Source organism: Agrobacterium vitis, assembly GCF_037039395.1.
Classification (GTDB): domain Bacteria; phylum Pseudomonadota; class Alphaproteobacteria; order Rhizobiales; family Rhizobiaceae; genus Allorhizobium; species Allorhizobium vitis_E.
On the sequence record NZ_CP146244.1, the window covers coordinates 604,472 to 625,252 of the forward strand.

Consider the following 20,781-nt stretch of genomic DNA (forward strand, 5'->3'; position numbering starts at 1 on the left):
ATTGGGTCTTGGCGCATAGTCATATGTAACGGATTGGGGACCCTGCGGCGTTACGGCACCTTTCTTGCATCTCTGTTTTCAAAAGAGCGTCAAGCGCAACAATAAGGGGAAACTCATGGCGAAAACTGTTCAAGACGATGCTAGCGAGGCAGGTAAGCTGCTGTCCGTACGAGGATTGACTGTCGGCTTGCCGCCGGGCATGGACCGCCGATATGCGGTGGAAGATATGTCCTTCGACCTGAAGGCTGGAGAAATTCTCTGCATTATCGGCGAATCCGGCTCGGGCAAATCCGTGACGGCCAATGCCACGATGGGACTTCTGGCACAGTCTCTCCACATTGTATCCGGCAGCATTATGCTGGAGGGCCAGGAACTGGTGGGGGCCGATGACGCCACCTTGCGCGCGTTGCGTGGCCGGGTCGTTTCGATGATTTTCCAAGACCCTTTGTCGGCGCTCAACCCGCTGATGACCGTAGGCGATCAGATCGCCGAGGTCATGGAAGCTCACGGCATTGGCACGCAGCAGGAGCGCAGGGTCCGCGTTCTCGAGTTGATCACCGAAGTGGGGCTGCCGGACCCGGAACTGATGCAGCATCAATATCCCTTCCGATTGTCCGGCGGTCAACGACAGCGCGTGATGATTGCCATGGCGCTGGCGCTTGAACCGAAGGTGTTGATCGCCGACGAGCCGACCACCGCCCTCGACGTGACAACACAGGCGCAGATCCTTGAACTGATCGCGTCTATCCAACGCCGCAAGCAGATGAGTGTAATGTTCATTACCCATGATTTCGGCGTGGTGGCCGAGATTGCCGACCGTGTGATTGTCATGGAAAAGGGGCATGTCGTCGAACAAGGGCCGGCATCCGTGGTGCTGAAAAACCCTGATCATCCCTATACGCAAAGGCTGCTTGCCGCCGTGCCGCGTATGCGCGCCACCGACCGCGACAATGAGGCGGATACCCCCGTTGTTCTGGAGGCCCGAAATCTCTGCAAGACCTATGGCACAAGTTCAGGTTTCCTGTCGAAAGGACGCGTGATCAAGGCGGTCGATGATGTCTCGTTCACGATCGCCAAAGGCCGGACGCTGGGTATTGTTGGGGAATCCGGGTCGGGGAAATCATCGCTTGGGCGTCTTCTCGTCAAGCTGATGAACAGCGATTCCGGCGAAATCCTCTTCGGTGGCCGTGATATTGCACCCCTGTCGGAAGAGGCCTTCCGCCCGATGCGGCCCTATATCCAGATGATCTTTCAAGACCCTTTCGCCTCCCTCAATCCCCGTCAGACCATCGGCCGCATCTTGACCGTCGGTCCGGTGGCGCAGGCGACGCCCATCCATGAGGCGAGAACACGGGCGATGCGGCTTCTGGAGCGGGTCGGTCTCGATGCAGGCGCTTATGACCGGTATCCGCATGAATTTTCAGGCGGCCAGCGGCAGCGTATCGGCATAGCCCGCGCATTGATGTTCAATCCCATGCTGATCGTTGCGGATGAAGCCGTTTCGGCGCTCGATGTTTCGATCCAGGCGCAGATCCTTCAGCTTCTGACGGAAGTGCAACAGGAAATGAAACTGGCCATGGCCTTTATCACCCATGATCTGCGCGTCGCCAGCCAGATCTGCGATGAGATCGCGGTGATGTATAAGGGCCGTATTGTTGAATACGGACCACCCTCGCAGATCTTCCGCAACCCTACCCATGACTATACCCGCCAACTCGTCTCCGCTATTCCCGGCAGCGAATGGGAACCTGCCGTGATGGCATAATGCCCACATTGGCCTGGCCCGGCTTCAGCTCGAAATGACCTTGGGTGCTTGTCCTCAATCGAGGTTCGGTTGCCTGCCAATCGTGCAGGAATGGGTATGTCTTCTGGCTGATCGGCTATATATTGGGCGATATTGCGAGATGCGTAAATTTGCATCTTCAATCTCAAAAAAATAGTTGCAAATGTCCATTAATGGGCGTTCAATCCTATCAAGAAGAGAGTAGGCCATAGAATGGTCCCACGTCCTTTCGTCACTATCACGGGTTCAACAAACTGAAAAAATTGTGCTTTCGGGCGTAAACCGAAAATCGGTTAATTGTGTCTTTCGCTTGAGTAGCTGTACGGCGGGGTGTTTTTTGTTGATGGCGGTGGGGCAGGGGGCGACCAGATGGCGGCGGTAGAACTGGATGTTCTGGAAAATGTCCTTAGCTATTACATCCGCACGATCAACATGGCGGTTTCCCGTGATCTCGATCAGAAACTTGGTAAGCTCGAAGTTGCCAAGGGGACCGGCAAGATCACCACGCTGCTGCTGGTCGATAGCCATCCGGGCATCCGGTCTTCTGTCATCGCGCAACTGATCTTCAAGGACCGGTCGGCCATGGTGCGGCTGGTGGATCAGATGGAAGAGCAGGAACTGCTGCGCCGTGAGGCGGATGATGACGATAACCGCGCTCAGGGGCTGTTCATCACACCCAAGGGTGCTGCGCTGGCAAAACGTGTTCGTCCCCTCGTGGTGAAGCAATCGCGGGATTTCTTTCCCGATATTACCGACGAAGAACATCAGATGCTGATTTCAGTACTCGGACGTACTTATCGGCGCATCGTGGGGCTTTAGGGCTTGCCCTACTGCATAATTCCTTAAATCGGAATCGATTTCAGGAGAAAATTATGCAGCAGATATAAAGAGCTACAGCGCCGTGCGCCATATATGGCGCACGGCGCTGTAGAGTTTGTCAGAGAAAAGTGGAACCCGCATTTCCCGAAACAACAAACAACAACTGCCAGCTTGAGGAGTTTTTCTGCCATGCCAGGTCCCTATGTCGTTCCCGTCCACGGGGATGCGGAACTACCGAGCCATGTGGATGTCGTTGTTATCGGCGGCGGCATTATCGGTACATCCACGGCGCTCGAACTTGCCGATCAGGGACTGAGAGTGGCGCTCTGCGAAAAAGGCGGCATCGGCCACGAACAGTCCAGCCGCAACTGGGGTTGGGTGCGGATTTCCAGGCGCGATCCGCGCGAAGTGCCGCTGATGGCCGAGTCGCTGCGCATCTGGGCCGATCTTAACCGCCGCACGGGCCGGGAAACCGGATTCAAGCGCTCTGGCATCGTGTTTACCTGCGCCACCGAGAAGGAATTTGCCGAACACGAGCGCTGGAACAGCAATCTGGACGGCTACCAGATCGAAAGCCGGATGCTGAGCGCCAAGGAGTTCCGGGAGAAATATCCAGGCTCCGACATGAACATTGCCGGTGCGCTTTACACAGTGGGCGATTGCCGCGCCGAACCGCAGAAGGCCGCACCCGCTATTGCCGAGGCGGCCCGCGACCGGGGCGCTTTCATCCTCACCGAATGCGCGGTGCGGGGTCTTCAGCTTTCCGGCGGCAAGGTGTCGGGTGTGGTGACGGAGCGCGGCGAGATCGCCTGTCAGTCCGTCGTTCTGGCGGGTGGTGCATGGTCCAACCTGTTCTGCGGCAATAACGGCCTCGACCTTCCGCAGTTGAAAGTGATGAATTCCGTGCTGCGCACCAAGCCGCTGGAGGGTGGACCGGAGGAGGCCATCTGGTCGAATGGATTTGCCATTCGCAAGCGGTCGGATGGCGGCTACACGATTGCCAACGGCTTTCAGAACATCGTCGATATCGTACCGGCCTCTTTCCGGTATGCCCGCAATTTCCTGCCCGCGCTGCGCCACGAATGGCGCTCCCTCGATCTGCGGCTGACGGGCCGGTTCTTCGATGAGTGGCGCATTCCGCGCCGCTGGTCGCTCGATGAGGCGTCTCCTTTCGAATACAACCGCGTGCTGGACCCGGTGCCGTCAAAGGCGATGACCGACGGAGCGCTCGCCCAACTCAAGAAGGCCTTCCCGATCTTCGAAAAGGCGGAGATTTCACAGCGCTGGGCCGGCATGATCGATGTGACGCCCGATGCCATTCCGGTCATCGATGCCATCAATGCAATCCCAGGCTTTCACGTCGCCACCGGCTTTTCCGGCCATGGTTTCGGTATCGGGCCAGCTGCCGGTCGGCTGATGGCCGATATCGTCACGGGACGCAACCCGATCGTCGATCGCAAGGATTTCCGGTTCAGCCGCTTTAGCGATGGCTCGAAAATCGAACTGATCAGCGGCTTTTGAACGCGGCATGGCTTATGCGAAGGCTTCGAAGATGCTCACGCATCCTCGCCTTCATACTTCGAATATCTCAAATGCATCAGAGGCTTGAGATATTCGAAAATGCAATACGGCGCACCATTTTCAATGGTTTGCCATATTAAATCGCTCCGGCAGAGAGCGAGCAGGATGAAGGTCGATAACCACCAGAAAAAAGGGAACATGCAATGTCCGATAAGGAACGCAATTCGATACCGCATCCCACGCGTCGCCAGACGCTTGGTCTCATGGCGCTTGGAGCGTCCGGCGTGCTTCTCTCGGGACTCTCAGGCATTCGCGCGGCCAGTGCCGCGACCAAATCGATCAAGGGGCAACTGACTGTCGGCTTTTCGCAGGAGCCGACGGTTTTCAATCCGCATATGCCTCATATCGAAGTGGATGAAGGCATTCATTTCAGCATATTCGATACGCTGTTCAGCGTTGACGCCGCTGGCAAATTCGTTCCGGGGTTGGCCGTGGAAGTGCCGAGCGTCGAAAACGGCGGTATTTCCGCCGATGGCCTGAAGTGGAAGGTCAAGCTGCGCGACGGCGTGACATGGCATGACGGCAAACCGTTCACCGCTGAAGACGTCAAGGCAACGCTCGAACTGTTGGTCGATGCCAATTTCCGCAGCTGGCGTAAGACCGGACATGAATTCGTCCGCGACCTGACCGTTGTTTCGCCCACGGAAATTACCTGGCGGATGGACAAGCCCTTCGCGCCCTATCCGTCCATCCTCGCCTCGACCTTCATCACGCCGAAACATCTTCTGTCTGCCAGCGCCGATCCGAACAATGCGCCGTTTAACACCGCGCCGGTTGGCACCGGTCCGTTCAAATGGGCTGAGCGGGTCGCTGGAGATCATATCCTGCTGGCTGCCAACCCGGACTATTTTGGTGACGGCCCCTATGTCGAAAAGCTGATTTACAAATACGTTCCCGATCTGAATGTCATGTACACCCAGTTCAAGACGGGTGACATCGATGTGGTCGGCCTGCAATGGATCACGCCCGATCACTACGAGGAAGCCAAGGGGCTGGATGGCAAGGTGGTCAATGTGGTGCCGGGTTCGACGGTGGAATCCTTCACCTTCAACATGGAGCGCCCGCAGTTCAAGGAAGCGGCGGTGCGCGAAGCGCTGTATGCCGCCATCGACAAGCAGTCGATTATCGAAGCGCTCTATTACGGACTGCCGACCCCCACCGAAAGCTACGTTCCGCAGCAGTCCTTCTACTTCAATCCTGATTTGCCGAAGCATGAATATGATATCGCCAAGGCCAAGAAGCTGCTGGATGACGCTGGCTGGATGGCCGGTAGCGACGGCATTCGCGCCAAGGGTGGGGTTAAACTATCTTTCACCTGCTCGACGACAGCAGGCAACCATATCCGCGAACAGGTGCAGCAATTCCTGCAACAATCCTTCAAGGATATCGGCGTGGAAATGACTATTTCCAACTTGCCGCCAGCGGTGATGTGGGGGGATTACTGGACGCTGTCGAAGTTCGATGCCGTTATCGTCGGTCTGGATTTCCTGACGGGGTCCGATCCTGACACCTCCAATTTCTTCCGGTCTACGGCCATCCCGGCCAAGGGCGGTTCCGGCCAGAACACCTGGCAGTTTTCCAACCAGCAAGTAGACGAGTTGCTCACCACGGGTGGCGAATTGTTCGTTCCGGAGGAGCGCAAGGCCGTTTACCTGAAGATCCAGGAGATCATGCGCAAGGAACTGCCGCTTCTGCCAATGTTCCAGTATGCGACCGTGCGCGGCCACAAGCAGGGCGTCGAGAACGTGACGCCCAACGTGAATGTGCGCATCGACACCTGGAACGTCGCCACCTGGCGCTGGGCCTAACGACATGTTGCATAAATCTTTAAACCGGAATCGGTTTAAAGAGAGAATTATGCAACGAATATAAGGAGCTACAGCGAACCTTTGTGCGCCATATATGGCGCACGGCGCTGTAGTGCGCCGGACGCCTCGGCGTCCGGCATGCCTGAGCCCGTTCACCCATGAACCGGAGCCTGCCTATGCTCTCTTATCTTTTCAATCGGCTGATGCAGAGCCTGGTTCTGCTGCTGCTCGTTTCGATCATCGGCTTTGCCATCCTCAATCTCGCGCCTGGCGGCCCGCTTTCGCAATATGCGCTGACGCCGGGCACGACGCGCGAGGCGATGGACCGGATCGCCCATCAGATGGGTCTCGACCGGCCCCTGCCCATCCAGTATCTCGATTGGGTCTGGCGCCTGCTGCAAGGCGACTGGGGGAAATCCTACCGCGACCAGCAGCCGGTGCTGTCGATCATATCAAGCCATTTCTTCGCCACCCTGCTTCTGATGGGAACATCGACCGTCATTGCCGTCATTGTCGGTGTCTGGATCGGTATCAAGGGCGCCACCCGTCGCTATTCCATGTTCGACTATGCGGCGACTGTCGGCGCCATGGTGGCGCTCTCGATCCCGACATTCTGGTTTGGTCTTGTGGCGATCTATGTGTTTGCCTTGAAGCTGAAATGGTTGCCCGCTGGCAACATGTATACGATCGGCAATGGCTCCCTGTCCGACTATGCCATCCATCTGGTCATGCCGAGCCTTGTGCTGGCGCTGGTCGATATCGCTGTGTGGAGCCGCTATATGCGGTCTGCCACGCTGGAGGTGATCAACCAGGATTTCGTGCGGACCGCCAAGGCCAAAGGCGTATCACCCCGCCGCGTGCTGATGAAACATGTCGTTGGCAATGCGTTGCTGCCGATGATTACGCTTGCCGGCATGCAGCTTCCCATCGTGCTCGGCGGCGCGCTCGTCACCGAGACGGTGTTTACCTGGCCGGGTATGGGTCGGCTGTTCCTCGACAGCCTTGGCTATCATGACTATCCGGTCGTGATGGGCCTGCTGATGTTTACAGCCGTCTTCGCGCTGATCGGCAGCCTTGCCGCCGATCTTCTTGTCGCATTCGTTGATCCCCGCATTCGGCTCGGTTGACGAAACCCTGTCGCGAACCGAAGGAGAAGCCCATGTCCATTGCCATTCCGTCTCCGGTGCCGCCCACGCGGCCTTCGCGCTGGTGGCGGAGCCGCGTCGCGCGCCGGTTCTTTCGTCACAAACTCGCCCTTGTCGGCCTGGTGATGATCACACTGTTGATCTTTGCCTGTGCGGTCGGTCCCTCTCTTTTGCCCTATGACGAGTTGTTTATCGACCTGCGCGCCCGCTTTGCGCCACCCCTGACCGGGGCGCACATTTTCGGCACAGATCCGCTGGGGCGTGATATCGCCGCGCGACTGTTCAATGCCGGACGTATTTCGCTGCTGATCGGCTTCTTCGCCATGTTGATGTCCACCGCTATCGGTGCCGTCGTCGGTGTGGTCGCGGGGTATCGCGGTGGATTGATCGGCACGGTGCTGATGCGCTTTGTCGATGCCTTCCTGTCGTTTCCGTCGATCTTTCTGCTGCTGGCACTTGCCGCCTTTATCAGGCCAAGCCCGTTGATGATCACGGTCATCATCGCGGTGACATGCTGGATGGAAGTCGCCCGGATCGTGGAAGCGGAGGTGCGTTCGCTGCGCGAGCGCGATTTCGTGCTGGCCGCCCGAATGCTGGGGCTGCGCAACACCCATATCATGATCCACGAGCTTTTGCCCAATTCGGTCGGTCCAATCATCGTTGCCGCCACGCTGACAGTGGCCCGTGCCATCCTGCTCGAAGCCTATGTCAGCTTCCTCGGCTACGGCATCCAGCCGCCCTTGCCGAGTTGGGGCAATATGCTCAACAGCGCGCAGCAATATCTGGGAAGCGCGCCCTGGCTTGCCATCGTGCCAGGTGTCGCCATCACGCTTGCCGTCACCAGTTTCAACTTCATTGGCGATGGCTTGCGTGATGCGCTCGACGCGCGCAGCGACAGCGAGTGAGCGAGAGTCTGTCTGTTTGGGAAAACCGGTGACCACTTTTCCCTGACAAACTCTAGCTTTTGCCTTTTATGACGCTCCCGGAAGACGTCATCCTGCGACCGCAGAAATAGCGGGATTCTTTTTTGAAAACCGTTTGACTAAATAAAAGACCGGTGTCACTCTTCTGTCATCCAGGGGGCTTTCAACATGGCTTTGCGTGGCACCAATCAAGAATCGGGAAGGCCGTATAATCGGCGGATCGTTTTGGAATCGATCCGGCTGCACGGGCCGACAACACGCGGCGATGTTGCCGAACGGGTGGGCCTGACGGTCCAGACCGTGTCCACCATTGTGCGCGAACTTGAGGATCAGGGGCTTCTCCTTTCGGTACGGGAAAAACCGAAGGGGCGTGGCATTCCTCCATCGGCACTGACCATCAACCCGGAAGGCGGCCATGCTGTCGGCATTCACCTGACGCCGCTCGGCATTGAAGCGGCACTCGTCAATCTTCGTGGCGAAGTGGTCGAAAGCCGCCAGCGCCCGGCGCCGAATGCCATGCCGGACGAGGCTTTTGCCTTGATTGGCGAGATGGTCGCAGACCTGAAGGCAAGCCCGCGCCAGGGCCGGTTGCTCGGTGCAGGTCTGGCTCTGCCAGGGCCGTTCGATGTGGACTCCATGAGCTTTGTCGGGCCGACCACCATGGCGGGCTGGAAGAATGTCGATATCCGTCAGCGGCTTGCCGATGCGACGGGTCTGCCAGCCTTCATGGAAAACGACATGGCAGCGGCTGCTTTGGGCGAGCAGCTTTATGGTCTCGGACAGCAGTTCTCTGATTATTTCTATCTGTTCTTCAGCGTCGGCCTGGGTGGTGCCATGATGCATGACGGTGTCGTCATGCGGGGAGCCTGGGGCAATGCCGGCGAAATCGGCCATATCGCCGCCATTCCCGATGGTGAACTGTGTCATTGCGGAAATCGTGGCTGCCTGGAGCGCTATCTGTCGCTCGATGCATTCAAGAGAAGTGGTTTGTCTGAGGAAGCTTGGGTCGATGCGATTGCGCCGATTTTCCGCAGCGCTGTCCGCACGATCGAGAACCTGTTCGACCCAGAAACCATCGTGCTGGGCGGTCTTGCGCCGCAGTCCCTGATTGAACGGCTGGCGACGCTGAGCAACGGTCTCACCAACTCGATTTCCGCCCGCACCAATCGCACCGTTCCACGGGTTGTTGTCGCCAGCGACTGTCAGCGCTCGGCGCTGCGAGGGGCTGCTGCACTCGCGGTCTTCGGCGTTCTGTCGCCGCGCTTTGGTCAGATGTTTGAAACCTCAGATAAAGGGATTGCCGTATGACCGAAAACCTCCTCGTCCTCGACGATATCCGCATGAATTTCGGCGCAATCGAAGCCCTGAAGGGCATCAGTTTCTCCATCGGCAAGGGCGAAGTTGTGGCCTTGCTCGGGGATAATGGTGCGGGAAAATCGACGCTGGTGAAAATCATTTCGGGCGGCTTGCAGCCGACCTCGGGACGCATGCTGTTTGAAGGCGAGCCTTTTCAGGCAAAGACGCCCGCCGAGGCCAAGGGTGCCGGTATCGAAACCGTCTACCAGGACCTGTCGCTCTGCACCAATGTCGATGTGGTCGGCAATTTCTTCATGGGCCGCGAGCTGACCCGCAAGGTGGCGGGCATTCCCTTTCTGGATGAACGCGCCATGGAGAACATTACCGCCAAGGCGCTGGCCAGCGCCGGCACCCGTATTCCCTCCATGCGCACCAAGGTCGAGCATCTGTCCGGCGGCCAGCGCCAGGCCATCGAGCTCAACCGCTTCGTGCATTGGGGTGGCAAGCTGGTCTTGCTCGATGAACCCTTTGCAGCGCTTGGCGTCGAACAGACCCGGCGTGGGCTGGACATGATCCGTCATGTCGCCAGCCAGGGCATCGGCATCGTCATCATCACCCATATCATGCAGCAGGCCTTTCAGGTCGCAGATCGCATTGTCGTTATCCGCCACGGCGTTGTTGCCGGAGATGTGGAACGAAGCCAGACAAGCCCGGATGCAGTGATCGAGATGATCACAGGGCAAACCCTCGCCGGAGCCGGACCGGTGAGCCAATAAAAATGAAAAGGGGTCCGGTGAACTGGAGAGAAACCAATGAAACGACTATTGACAGTCTTGCTGGGCATTCTGATGCTCAACCTTGCGGCGTGGACATCGGCTGCCGCCCAAACAAAAGGGATGGTTTATTACCTCGTTCCGACCTTGCTGGATGAATTCCAGACCGGTTCGGTGAACGCGCTGAGCATGTTCCTGGGTCAGGTCGGCTATGAGATGAAAACACTCAACGCTGACAACAAGACAGATGCCCAGCAATCGCAGATGAATGACGTGATTGCGCTGAAACCTGCGGCCATCATCCTTGCCGCAGTAGACTTCAATGCGCTCAAGCCCTCGATTGAGGCTGCGCGCTCAGCAGGCATTCCCGTCGTTGAATTCGACCGGCAGATCACATCGACACCCTCGGATTTCACCTCGGTTGCGGGGACAGTCGAGATTGGCCATATCGCCGGTGACCACGCGATCACTTTGCTCAAGGGCAAATATGGGCTCAAAGACAAAAATGGCGATGTGAAGGGTACGATCCTTCAGGTTCTCGGCGATCCCGGCGATCCCTACACGCTCGATATCCAGAAGGGCTTCGAAGAGAAAATGAAGGCCTTCCCCGGCGTCAAGATCATCTCGGTACCCGCCGTGCAGTGGGAAGCCAGTGCCGCCGGAACAATCGTTTCTGACCAGATGCTTGCCAATCCCGACATCGATCTGATCTTCCTGCATGCCGCCCATCTTTCGGTCGCTGCCGTTGCCTCACTTGAGGCTGCCGGCAAGAAGCCGGGCGACGTGATGTTGATGAGTTCCAACGGTGCGCCCGTTGGCCTCGACCTGATACGTAAGGGCTGGCTGAATGTCGAAGTCGAGCAACCGCTCTATGCACAGGCAGCGGCCATTGCGATGTTCATGGACAAGGTCGTCGGCAAAAAGCAGATCAAGGCTGGAGACTATGATGTGCTTGGGCTGAAGAGCGTCGTGACCATGGAAACCTGGGGACCGAATATCAAGATTCCCGGCTCGGCCATCACTAAGGAGAATGTCGATAATCCGTCCTTCTGGGGCAATCTGAAGCCACCGTCAGCTTCGATCAAATCCGTCGAGTGAACGGCTTTCATTCCGGGGCCTGATGGCCCCGGATTTCCCTTCTCCAATCCGGATTTGCCGCATGACGCCTCATACACGAAAAACTCTTGAATTCGTCCTCGACAATCTCGTCTGGTTCATGCTCATCCTCGTGCTGGCCATGTTCTCGGCGCTGATCCCGAACTATTTCCAGATGGGCATCTTCACCAATATCATCGAAGCATCGAGCGTATTGGGGGTGATGTCGATTGGTCTCGCCCTGGTGATCATCACCGGCCATATGGATCTGTCCGTCGAGTCGGTCGCAGCACTGTCGGCCATGGCGGTCGGCATTCTGTTCTGCTCGGCAGGCATCGGGCTTGGCATCAAGCTCTCGCCAGAGTGGTTGATGGTGCCTGTCTCGCTGCTGGTGGCCTGCGCCATCGGCGGATTGATCGGCCTGATCAACGGCGTTCTCGTCGTCAAACTGAAGATGAGCGCTTTCATCATCACGCTCGCCTCCTTCATCTGGGTGCGAGGCATCGTGCTGGCCGTTTCCGGCGGACGTTCAGCCCAGGATCTCGCCCCTGCCATCCGCTGGTTCGCCATCGAGCGCTTTCTCGGCATCCCCATGACAGCCTGGATCGCTATCGCCTGCTTTCTGATCTTTTCGGTGATGATGGCAAAGACGCCGTTTGGCCGCCATCTGGTGATGATCGGCGGCAATGAGACGGCAACCTTTCGGGCGGGCATTCGTGTTACCCGCAATCTGATCATCGCCTTCGTCATGGCTGGCGCCATTGCCGGTCTTGCCGGCTGGCTGCTGGCGGTTCGCACATCGGGTGCGACGGCCAATCTCGGTGTCGGCCTGCTGTTCAATGCCTTTGCAGCGGTGGTGATCGGCGGTGTCAGCCTCAAGGGCGGGGTTGGCGCTTTGCCGGGCGTCTATGCCGGGGTGCTGCTGCTGTCTTCCATCAATACAGCCATCAACCTGATGGGGCTGCCGGCGAATTACACCCAGGTCATTCACGGCTTCCTGGTGCTCGCAGCCGTTCTTCTCGATACGTTCAAACAAAGGCTCCGCCAGAGGCTCGCATGACAGACAGATTGAAAGACAAGGTCGCACTGGTGATCGGTGCATCGCGTGGTATCGGCAAGGCGATTGCCGTGCGCTTCAAAGAGGAGGGCGCGAAACTCGTGCTCGCCGATTTCAATGCGGAAGAAGGCAAGGCAGCAGCTGACGAACTCGGCATCGATTTTATCCGCACCGACATCGCCAGTATGGAGGACGCGGTGGCTGCCGTGGAATTCACCATTGAACGCCATGGGCGGATCGATATCATCGTGCAGAATGCCGGCATCTATCCCTGGCAATTGATTGAACATACCAGTCCGGATGATTGGGATCAGGTGATGGCCGTCAACCTGCGCGGTTGTTTCAATGCCGCGCGTGCGGCTCTTACGCCGATGAAGGCGCAAGGATCGGGGCGCATCCTCTTTACCTCATCGATCACCGGTCCGCACGTCACTAGTCCCGGTCATGGCCATTATGCGGCAAGCAAGGCTGGTATCAACGGGTTCATTCGCTCGGCCGCACTGGAGTTTTCGTCCTATGGCATCAACGTGAATGGGGTCGAGCCGGGCAATATCATGACAGAGGCCATCCAGCTGCACCGAAGCGCTGCCTTCATCAAGAATATGGAAGACGCGATCCCGCTCGCGCGTCTTGGGTCTCCCCGGGATGTTGCCAATGCTTTCCTGTTCCTCGCCTCTGATGATGCGAGCTACGTGACCGGCACGACCATCGTTGTCGATGGGGGACAACTTCTGCCTGAGGGTGCCGACTTCAGGATATTGCCATCCTGATCGTATTTCCGGCTGCTCTGATGCCCATTCTTACAGGATGGGCGTCACAGAACCTGGATCAATTTGGCAAGAAGCCGGTCCAGGCGGGTGCGTTCAGGCGCGGAAAGGCTGCGAATGCCGTCCAGAAAATGCGAGGACCTGGCCACCTGAACCCGCGTCTCTCGCAACAGCTTTTCTCCGCTTTCGGTCATTTGCACATAGACCGTGCGTTTATCTGACAGAGACGGGACGCGCTCGACGAACCCTTTGTCTTCCAATCTGGTGATACGGCCTGTTATAGCCCCGGTCGTGACCATGCAAAGCTCGGCAAGATCGCTCGGCCGCAAACGGTAGGGTGGGGATTGATGCCGAAGATGGGTGAGAACATCGACTTCCCCGATGCCGATATCGAATGCCACCAGCACTTCCTCCAGGGAGGCCTGGTCCAGGATATAGAGATGCCGAAGTCTCATGGCAATCGCGATGGGACTGCTGTCTTCTCCCGGGAAGTCCTTTTCCCATTGGCTGATCAGGTCCGAAAACAATCCTTCGGCTTGTGGCATTGCGCTTCACTTTTATCTCATGACGAACACACGTCATTTTCCGACGTCCTAAACTTCTTAATGTTTTCGGGCGCTTCACGCAATGCGCCATAAGAACGCGACCCTTCCAAACATTTTCAATTGACGAAAGTTATCTTAGTGCTAAGATACTTCTAAGGAATATGGAGGAGATATTCGATGGTTTCGAGTTCGGCGAAGCTGCATGATCCGGAGGAGGGATCAGCAGCAAATTTTCCTGATATTGATAATTTGAAGACCGCGTTTGGCCAGCTTCCATCAGGCGTTGTCATTGTGACAAGCAAGGGTTGCGACGGTGAAATGGTCGGTGCAACTGTGAGCAGTTTCACCTCTCTGTCATTCACGCCCCCTCTCGTCATGCTCGGTTTGGCGCAAAGTTCCACAACGCTGTCTGCCATTCTGGATCATGGGCATTTTGCAGTCCATGTCGTTGCTGAGCCGCAGCAGGATATCGCTATGCGCTTTGCTTCCAGCCGTGCAGACAAGTTCAGCGATATCGATTTTAAATTATCGCCCTCCGGCGTGCCGATTCTGAGTGAATTTGACACGTGTTTTCATTGTGCCCTTGAGCGAGCCCAGTCGGCAGGGGATCATCAATTGCTGATCGGCCGAATTGTCGATGTATCGACAGTAGAGCGGGACACAACGCCCGTCGCATGGTTTAATCGGCGTTTTCACATCTGCGAGCCGCGCGCTCTCGTCTAGTTTTGGCGCCTAATTTTGGCGTCCTGATTTTCTTCAGGAAAAGTGCAGCCAAGTTTTCCTGAAAAGACAAGCGAAAACAACAGAGTTTAGTGCATTGATCCGAACCCGGCTGTCGCCGCGCTTGGAGACATTCGCTCAAAAACATCAGGTACACGATGGTTTGGATGGCGCGCTTGCGTCAGCGCCATGGTCGTGTGCACTCAAAAATTCCTGTTTTAAAGTGAGGAAATCCCATGGAAATGAACGCAAAGCAGTTTGACTATGTACTGCCCAATCCACCCATCTCTCCTTATAGCACCGAGGTTGGCCGTGAGATCCGCGCCAAGGCCGCGGCATTGGTGCCGCTGTTGCGCAAGCACGCCCAGGAAGGCGAGGAATTGGGTGCCCTGGCGCCGGAAAGCTTGAAAGCCCTAAGCGATATTGGTGCGTTCAAGCTTACATTGCCAACGGATTTTGGCGGACATGCGCTTGGAGCGCGCGATGTGGTCGAAATCGTCACCGAATTTGGCAGAGGCGATGGTGCGGCAGGCTGGATGGCCTTTGTCGCCGGTGGCCTGCGCAATATCCTGGCGTTTCCCGATCAGGCTGTGAATGAAATCTTTGCGGATGGACGCGATTGGGTCGGCCCTCTGGCTGCCGGCGCATCGATCTTTGCCACCAAGGTTGGTTCCGCGCGCCGGGTCGATGGCGGCTGGATGGTCAGCGGCTCCTGGCATTTCGGCAGCGGTTGCAAACATGCCAAATGGATTGCCGTTGGCGTCGATTATGAGGTTGCGCCGGGCCATATGGGCCGCGCCATGGCGGTTTTGAAGGCCGAGCAGGTCAAAATCATCGACAACTGGCATGTCATGGGCATGAAGGCCACGTCTTCCAACAGCCTGACGGTGACCGAAGAGCAGTTCGTTCCCGACCACCGTTTTATGGACATGGCCGATTTCCCCGTTCGCATGGATGGGACACGCAAGCGGTTCCAGGGCTTTGCCAGCAAGTTCGATGGCCGTGGTCTGATGATCATGACCAATCTCACCCATATGGCGATTGTGCTGGGGATGGCCCGCGGTGCGCTGGAATCCTACATCGATATGGCCAGAAAGCAGCAGCCCTTCAATCTGCCTTATCCTCGGGTGGCCGAAATGGCATCGACGCAGGTCTGTGCTGCAAAAGCCTATGCGATGATCAAGATGGCGGAAACCACCGCCCTTTGCGCCGCCGATCTTCTGGATCGCCATGCAACGGAAGGACGCGAGGTCTCGGAAGAAGCTGGAACAGGCCACGATGATGGAAAACGTCTACGCCGCGCACACCTTGGACAATGCCGTCAGCATCCTGCAGCTCAATATCGGCTCGGCAACCGCCCATGAGAGCAATCCGTTCCAACGGTTCGTGCGCGATATCCGGGTGGCAATGCTGCATGGGGCGGTCAGGTTGGAGCCAACGGCTGAGATTTTCGGTCGGCGGATGATGGGCCTTGCTCCATTCTCGATGTTTGCAGGTGGATTGCCTGATCGCGCTGCTTAGCCCGCGACGGATTTGAGCTGTAGGCGGGCTGTGGAGGCGGCCCGTCGACGGTTAACAAGAGGAGGATTTTTTATGCAGTCGAATAAGACGCATGCCCCTGCCAATTTTCGGGTAAATAAAGGTTTCGAATACAGTTTTCAGGCTGCCAAGGTGTTGGGCGCGCTATGGGCAATCGTGCTGCTGGTCGTGGCTGTGCCAAGTATCGGTACCGCCGTCGTCAACGCCCGAATGATCACCGATCTCAATATGGATCGAGCGGTCTTCGGCATAGGCTTTGGCCTTTTTGTGATGATGATGGGTTTTCAGGCCCCAGTCGTCGCGGTGCTGATCCGCAAATTCGGGTATCGGTCAACAGTTGCTTTCGGATGCCTTGTGTTGTGCCTGGGGTCGGTTGCCATGGCGACTGTCGTGCATAATGGCTGGCAATATGCCGTGGCTTTTGGCCTGTTGGCCGGTTCCGGCGTCTGCATTGCCGGCATGCTGCCAGCCCAGACAATCGTGACGAGATGGTTTCACGCCCGCCGGGCCCTGGCTGTCTCCATCGTATTTTCAGCAGTCGAAATTGGTGGTTTCTTTTCTCCACCGGCGCTGGAAAGACTGATGGCGATATCAGGCGATTGGCGCACAGCCTGGTGGCTTATTGCCGGATCGGCGCTCATTGCGATGATAACGGCCTATGTCGCGCTGGATGAGCGGCGGGTCGAAAATTACATTTCCCGAAATCCTGCTCCATCCTTCGCACGCGAAAACAGCAAGGTTTTCAAGAGTTCGGTTCATTGGACGCTCCGCGAAGCACTGGGAACGAAGGCTTACTGGCTTATTCTGACCTATATGAGCATTGCAGGGGTCGCCTGGATCTTCCTGATGGCTCATGGTGTGGTGCATCTGCGTGATGTCGGCTATTCGCCTGCTGAAGCGGCTAACGCCGTCGCGGTCATTATCGTCGCCTCGTTCATTGGCAACATGACCGCTGGTTTTCTGGGTGATCGCATTTCACCATCGCTGATCTCAGCAGCAAGCATGGTATTGATTGTTTTCGGCTTTTGCATGGTGATCAAGCCCGTAGGCTTTACCGGAATCCTGCTCTATGCGCTTCCTGCCGGCATTGGCTACGGTGCCTCGCAAGTCTGCCTGATGGCACTCCTGGGCAATTATTTTGGCAAGGCATCCTTTTCCGCCATTCTGGGTTCAATGATGCCGGTATCGACGCTCTGCGCGGCGATTGGCGCGGGGTCGGCAGGGGCCGTTTTCGATCAAACCGGCACATATCAATGGGTGTTTATCACGATCATCATCCTGTGCGTGGTCGCGTTCCTTGCCATTCTTGCAGCATCACCACCGCAAAACCGGGGAGACAAGGAGGAGGTCTCCGGGAGTCCAATCGCAGCGGAATAACGAATGATAAAAATGGGAGGGTGATAATGCGAACTTTAAATCTGCTGGCAGTGCCTTTGCTGCTCGTATCCCTGATGCCGGCCGCAGCAGCCGATACAGCGGAACCGCCGTCAAGCGATACGCCACCTGGCGAGGGAGCCATGCCCGGTCCGGTCTATTCCGGCCCCTTGGCCAGCGTGGGGAGAACTCTGCATGACAATGGTATCGACCTTCAACTCGATTTTGTCGATTTCTATCAGAATGCCCCCTCCTTTGGGGCGGCAGGTGGCTCATCGGCCAATTACGGGATGTTTATTTTAGGTGTTACCGGCAATCTGACGCCTGATCTTCGGGTCAATCTGGTCGAGACCATCAACGCCCCGAGCTACAATGTCGACAACTACCTGTTTGACATGTCGAATGCCTTTTTTCCTGTCCCGATCGTCAATTCGGATACCGATCTGACCCGTTTGACCGTCGAGGCCGACCTTTTCAACGATCGGATGACCGTTGAAGCGGGGCGCATGGGCCTCAACCGCGACTTCATGAAAAAAGGCTTCTGCGGTGGCATTGGCTGTATCCCCTCAACGCCGGCAATTACGCTGAATATTCCAGGCGAAGCCCTGTCCGTTTGGGGCGGGAGAGTGGCCTATCGGCTGGATCAAACAACCGCGCTGGGATTGGGAGTCATCGAGGACAATTCTGACAATTGGCAGAATGGTGATGGATGGGATTGGGGAACCGGCGATGCCAAAGGCTATATCTCCGTTGCCAATATCAGCCATGAAGAAACCTTCATGCACAATTCCAATCCTTTGAAATACGAGGTCGGCGCCTATTACCGTTCCACCTCGTATGACGATGCGCTTTACAATAGCGGATGGGGCAATCCGACCTTCGGGGCCAATACCAGGATTGTCAATCACGACGGCGGAACGAGTGGCGTTTACGGTCAGGTTCGCAAGGTGGTGTGGAGTGCGCCATCCGCAGGCCCGATTCCTGAAAACCTGGCTGTCTATGGTGGCCTTTTCCATACATTCGGCGATGGGCAGGCTTATCCCTGGGAGGCCTATGCCGGTGTCGAGTATTCCGGGTTCTGGAAGCAAAATCCGCTCGCAACGGTCGGGGCCTCCGTTCACTACATCCGCTTGAGTGAAGAGCGCGCGCAGTATGAACAGAATGCCCGGCGGTTCTTTTCGGGCGTCAACCAGAAACAGCCGCAGGACACGTTCATGGTCGACGTGCATGCAAGTACAGGCTTTTTCGGCAACGGAATTCTCGATATCGGCGCTGCCTATATCATCAATCCAAACAACTCCATTCTGGCTGATTACTCAACCGGAAGAGAAAAGAACGGTGTCGTCATTTACGCGGCATTGGCTTTCGACCTGGGCGGCAGCCTCGGTCTTTCCCCCCGCAAGGGTCCCTGAGCCTGGTTCGATCTGAACCGGCGGTACTTTCACAATCACTTTATCGACAGGAGATCGACGTCATGCACGACACGAAGACCCATGACCATGCGAAACTTGAACGCCACAAGCATCTGGTCCGGGAGTTTTACCGCCGGGTGTTCGATGGCCAGAACCCGGCAGCCGTCAAGGATTTCGTCACAGAGGATTATAAGCAGCACAGCCGCCATATTCCGACCGGGCGCGAAGGCTTGGAACGGTTTGTGCAATCGGTATTTCCAAACGGACCAGTTCCCGAGCCAGCCGAGATGCGCATCCCTCCCGCCTTCATGGTGGCGGAAGGCGACATGGTCGTGGTCGCCGCCTATCTGCCGCAGCCTGACCCCGACAAGCCGGGCGAAACCTACGACTACTTCGTTTTCGATGCCTATCGGCTTCGAGACGAGCGTCTGGCGGAGCATTGGAGCGGCGTGAACAAGATCGCGCCCCCAAAACAGCCCTGACGGCACAACGGTATGCTGTCATTGCAGGCAGCATACCGGCAACCATCGATCACCATTCATCAGGATTACAGCATGCAACTCTACCATACGCCCGGCACCTGCTCCACCGCATCCCGCATCGTTCTGCAGGAGGCCGGTATCGCCGCCTCGTCCATCCCGGTCAATCTCAGGGAGAAAACCCTTCCCGATGGAACGAGCTATCTTCAGGTGAACCCGAAGGGCCAGGTTCCGGCTCTTGTACTCGATGATGGCGACGTGCTGACGGAAGGCGCGATCATCTTGCAATATCTGGCCGATCAGGCCCCGGAAAGCGGTCTTTTGCCACCGCCCGGCGATCTTGCCCGCTACCGCGTGCTGGAATGGACCAATTACGTGGCAACCGAATTGCACAAGACCTTCACCCCCCTGATGCGGCCGAATACGCCACCGGACTTTGCCGAAATCACCAAAACGGCGTTGTTGCCGCGGGTTTTCGGCACTCTCGATCGCCGTCTGGGGCTAAGCGATTATCTCGCCGGGGCAACATTTTCGATCGCGGATGCCTATGCGTTCGTCATTCTCGGATGGGCAAAGCTACAGGCCATCGATCTGGCCGCCTGGCCAAACATCCAGGCCTATCTCAAGCGGATTGAGAGCCGTCCTTCCGTCCAATCGCTACAGTAAGTGGAGAAAGCCATGACCTATCTTATCAGACAAATGGGCCACGTGATCATCTCCTCGCCGGATCCCCTGGGCGCGGCAAAGGATCTTTGCGATGTCGTTGGCTTGAGAATCACGGAAGTCGACGGCGAGACCGTCTATCTTTCGAGCAACGACCGCCACCACGAAGTCACCTATATCAAGGGCGACGGAAAGGCCGTTGCCTGCGGGCTGGAGGCTGTCAGTGCGGAAGCGGTAGACGAGGTCTATCGCCGTGCAAAATCCGATGGACTGGAGATATTGTCGGACAGGCCCCTGGGCAAACATTATGACCGCGCCGTTCGTCTGGTTGCGCCCGGCGGCACGATCTTCGAAGTCCATACGCCGATCGCTCGCGACCAGCCCCGTCAATACAGCTATTCGACACCGGGCGCCCGTCCGCGCCGGATCGAGCACATCAATTCCTTCGCACCTGACACAGCGGCCTACGGAGATTTCTGCGTCAAAGTTCTGGGTTTGAAGCTGTCGGATATGACCGAAGACGGTGCCTTGCGTTGGTACCGTGCTGAAGATGGCTACCATCACACCATCGCCATGGGGCCGGGCGAAAGCGGATTGCATCACTATGCCTTCGACTTGCATTCGCTTCAGGATCTTCAGACGATCGCCGACAATCTTGCCGGCAAGGAGCGCGCTTTGGTCTGGGGTCCGGGCCGTCACGGGGCGGGCGGCAATGTCTTCACCTATTATGCCGATCCGCACGGATGCCTGGTCGAGAACTCCATCGAACTCGATCGCATCGACAATGATGCAACCTATGAACCGCGCAGCTGGGACATTTCGGAGGGGTTGGCGGGGCGCTGGCTCAATCTCTGGGGCACGCCACCCACTCCGTCGTTCCTGTGCCCGGGCATCGCTTTCGATCCGACTGTCTAGAGCCTGTCAGGCTAGAATTTGTCAGGCGAGGATGCGTGTGCATCTTCGAGACTTCGTATTCATCAGCCATGCCAGCATGTCTGGCTG

20 protein-coding genes are annotated in these 20,781 nt (G+C 57.2%); 19 read left to right on the plus strand and 1 reads right to left on the minus strand.

The window, feature by feature from the left end:
• Positions 1-115: 115 nt before the first annotated feature.
• From V6582_RS24100 to V6582_RS24150, 11 genes are all read left to right on the plus strand, one after another.
• Positions 116-1,765 carry an ABC transporter ATP-binding protein gene (locus tag V6582_RS24100; RefSeq protein WP_156630368.1) on the plus strand — a complete coding sequence of 550 codons (1,650 nt, stop codon included), beginning with the start codon at positions 116-118 and terminating at the stop codon, positions 1,763-1,765.
• A gap of 387 nt (positions 1,766-2,152) precedes the next feature.
• The gene (locus V6582_RS24105; RefSeq protein ID WP_060717212.1) at positions 2,153-2,602 is read left to right on the plus strand and encodes a MarR family winged helix-turn-helix transcriptional regulator; all 450 of its coding nucleotides are present in this window, start codon (positions 2,153-2,155) and stop codon (positions 2,600-2,602) included.
• A 189-nt stretch (positions 2,603-2,791) separates the two neighbouring features.
• Positions 2,792-4,123, plus strand: a complete 1,332-nt coding sequence (locus V6582_RS24110; protein ID WP_156630367.1) for an NAD(P)/FAD-dependent oxidoreductase — start codon at positions 2,792-2,794, stop codon at positions 4,121-4,123.
• A gap of 203 nt (positions 4,124-4,326) precedes the next feature.
• Positions 4,327-5,991 carry a peptide ABC transporter substrate-binding protein gene (locus tag V6582_RS24115; RefSeq protein WP_156630366.1) on the plus strand — a complete coding sequence of 555 codons (1,665 nt, stop codon included), beginning with the start codon at positions 4,327-4,329 and terminating at the stop codon, positions 5,989-5,991.
• Positions 5,992-6,167: 176 nt separating this feature from the next.
• Positions 6,168-7,118 (plus strand): ABC transporter permease, encoded by a 951-nt coding sequence (locus V6582_RS24120; RefSeq protein WP_156630365.1) that lies wholly within the window; start codon positions 6,168-6,170, stop codon positions 7,116-7,118.
• A gap of 32 nt (positions 7,119-7,150) precedes the next feature.
• A complete protein-coding gene (locus V6582_RS24125) occupies positions 7,151-8,041 on the plus strand; it encodes an ABC transporter permease (protein ID WP_156630364.1) in 891 nt (296 codons plus the stop codon).
• Positions 8,042-8,227: 186 nt separating this feature from the next.
• Positions 8,228-9,367 (plus strand): ROK family transcriptional regulator, encoded by a 1,140-nt coding sequence (locus V6582_RS24130; RefSeq protein WP_156630363.1) that lies wholly within the window; start codon positions 8,228-8,230, stop codon positions 9,365-9,367.
• A complete protein-coding gene (locus V6582_RS24135) occupies positions 9,364-10,131 on the plus strand; it encodes an ATP-binding cassette domain-containing protein (RefSeq protein ID WP_156630362.1) in 768 nt (255 codons plus the stop codon). The genes V6582_RS24130 and V6582_RS24135 overlap by 4 nt, the downstream gene beginning before the upstream one ends.
• A 36-nt stretch (positions 10,132-10,167) precedes the next feature.
• The gene (locus tag V6582_RS24140; RefSeq protein WP_156630361.1) at positions 10,168-11,226 is read left to right on the plus strand and encodes a sugar ABC transporter substrate-binding protein; all 1,059 of its coding nucleotides are present in this window, start codon (positions 10,168-10,170) and stop codon (positions 11,224-11,226) included.
• Positions 11,227-11,287: 61 nt separating this feature from the next.
• Positions 11,288-12,283 (plus strand): ABC transporter permease, encoded by a 996-nt coding sequence (locus V6582_RS24145; protein WP_156630360.1) that lies wholly within the window; start codon positions 11,288-11,290, stop codon positions 12,281-12,283.
• Entirely contained in the window at positions 12,280-13,050 is a 771-nt protein-coding gene (locus tag V6582_RS24150; protein ID WP_156630359.1) for an SDR family NAD(P)-dependent oxidoreductase, read from the plus strand. The genes V6582_RS24145 and V6582_RS24150 overlap by 4 nt, the downstream gene beginning before the upstream one ends.
• 44 nt (positions 13,051-13,094) lie before the next feature.
• On the opposite strand, the gene V6582_RS24155 is transcribed toward V6582_RS24150, so the two are convergent.
• On the minus strand, positions 13,095-13,592 hold the full coding sequence (locus V6582_RS24155; RefSeq protein WP_156630358.1) for a MarR family winged helix-turn-helix transcriptional regulator: 498 nt from the start codon (positions 13,590-13,592) through the stop codon (positions 13,095-13,097).
• Between the two features lie 177 nt (positions 13,593-13,769).
• Here V6582_RS24155 and V6582_RS24160 point away from each other — a divergent pair, with 177 nt between their 5' ends.
• The 8 genes from V6582_RS24160 to V6582_RS24195 all read left to right on the plus strand — a co-directional run bounded on the left by V6582_RS24160 (position 13,770) and on the right by V6582_RS24195 (position 20,694).
• A complete protein-coding gene (locus V6582_RS24160) occupies positions 13,770-14,315 on the plus strand; it encodes a flavin reductase family protein (protein ID WP_156630357.1) in 546 nt (181 codons plus the stop codon).
• 233 nt (positions 14,316-14,548) lie between these two features.
• Complete coding sequence (locus V6582_RS24165; RefSeq protein ID WP_349508983.1) at positions 14,549-15,676, plus strand: acyl-CoA dehydrogenase family protein; 1,128 nt, start codon at positions 14,549-14,551, stop codon at positions 15,674-15,676.
• Entirely contained in the window at positions 15,594-15,833 is a 240-nt protein-coding gene (locus tag V6582_RS24170) for a hypothetical protein (protein ID WP_349508984.1), read from the plus strand. Before V6582_RS24165 ends, V6582_RS24170 begins: the two co-directional genes overlap by 83 nt.
• A 72-nt stretch (positions 15,834-15,905) precedes the next feature.
• Positions 15,906-17,228, plus strand: coding sequence for an MFS transporter (locus tag V6582_RS24175; RefSeq protein ID WP_156630355.1), 1,323 nt, complete (start codon positions 15,906-15,908; stop codon positions 17,226-17,228).
• A 26-nt stretch (positions 17,229-17,254) separates the two neighbouring features.
• Positions 17,255-18,637, plus strand: a complete 1,383-nt coding sequence (locus V6582_RS24180) for a carbohydrate porin (RefSeq protein WP_156630354.1) — start codon at positions 17,255-17,257, stop codon at positions 18,635-18,637.
• Between the two features lie 62 nt (positions 18,638-18,699).
• Positions 18,700-19,119 carry a nuclear transport factor 2 family protein gene (locus V6582_RS24185; protein ID WP_012653703.1) on the plus strand — a complete coding sequence of 140 codons (420 nt, stop codon included), beginning with the start codon at positions 18,700-18,702 and terminating at the stop codon, positions 19,117-19,119.
• 72 nt (positions 19,120-19,191) lie between these two features.
• Positions 19,192-19,782, plus strand: a complete 591-nt coding sequence (gene gstA / locus V6582_RS24190; protein WP_156630353.1) for a glutathione transferase GstA — start codon at positions 19,192-19,194, stop codon at positions 19,780-19,782.
• Positions 19,783-19,794: 12 nt separating this feature from the next.
• A complete protein-coding gene (locus tag V6582_RS24195) occupies positions 19,795-20,694 on the plus strand; it encodes a VOC family protein (RefSeq protein WP_156630352.1) in 900 nt (299 codons plus the stop codon).
• The last annotated feature ends 87 nt before the right edge of the window (positions 20,695-20,781 follow it).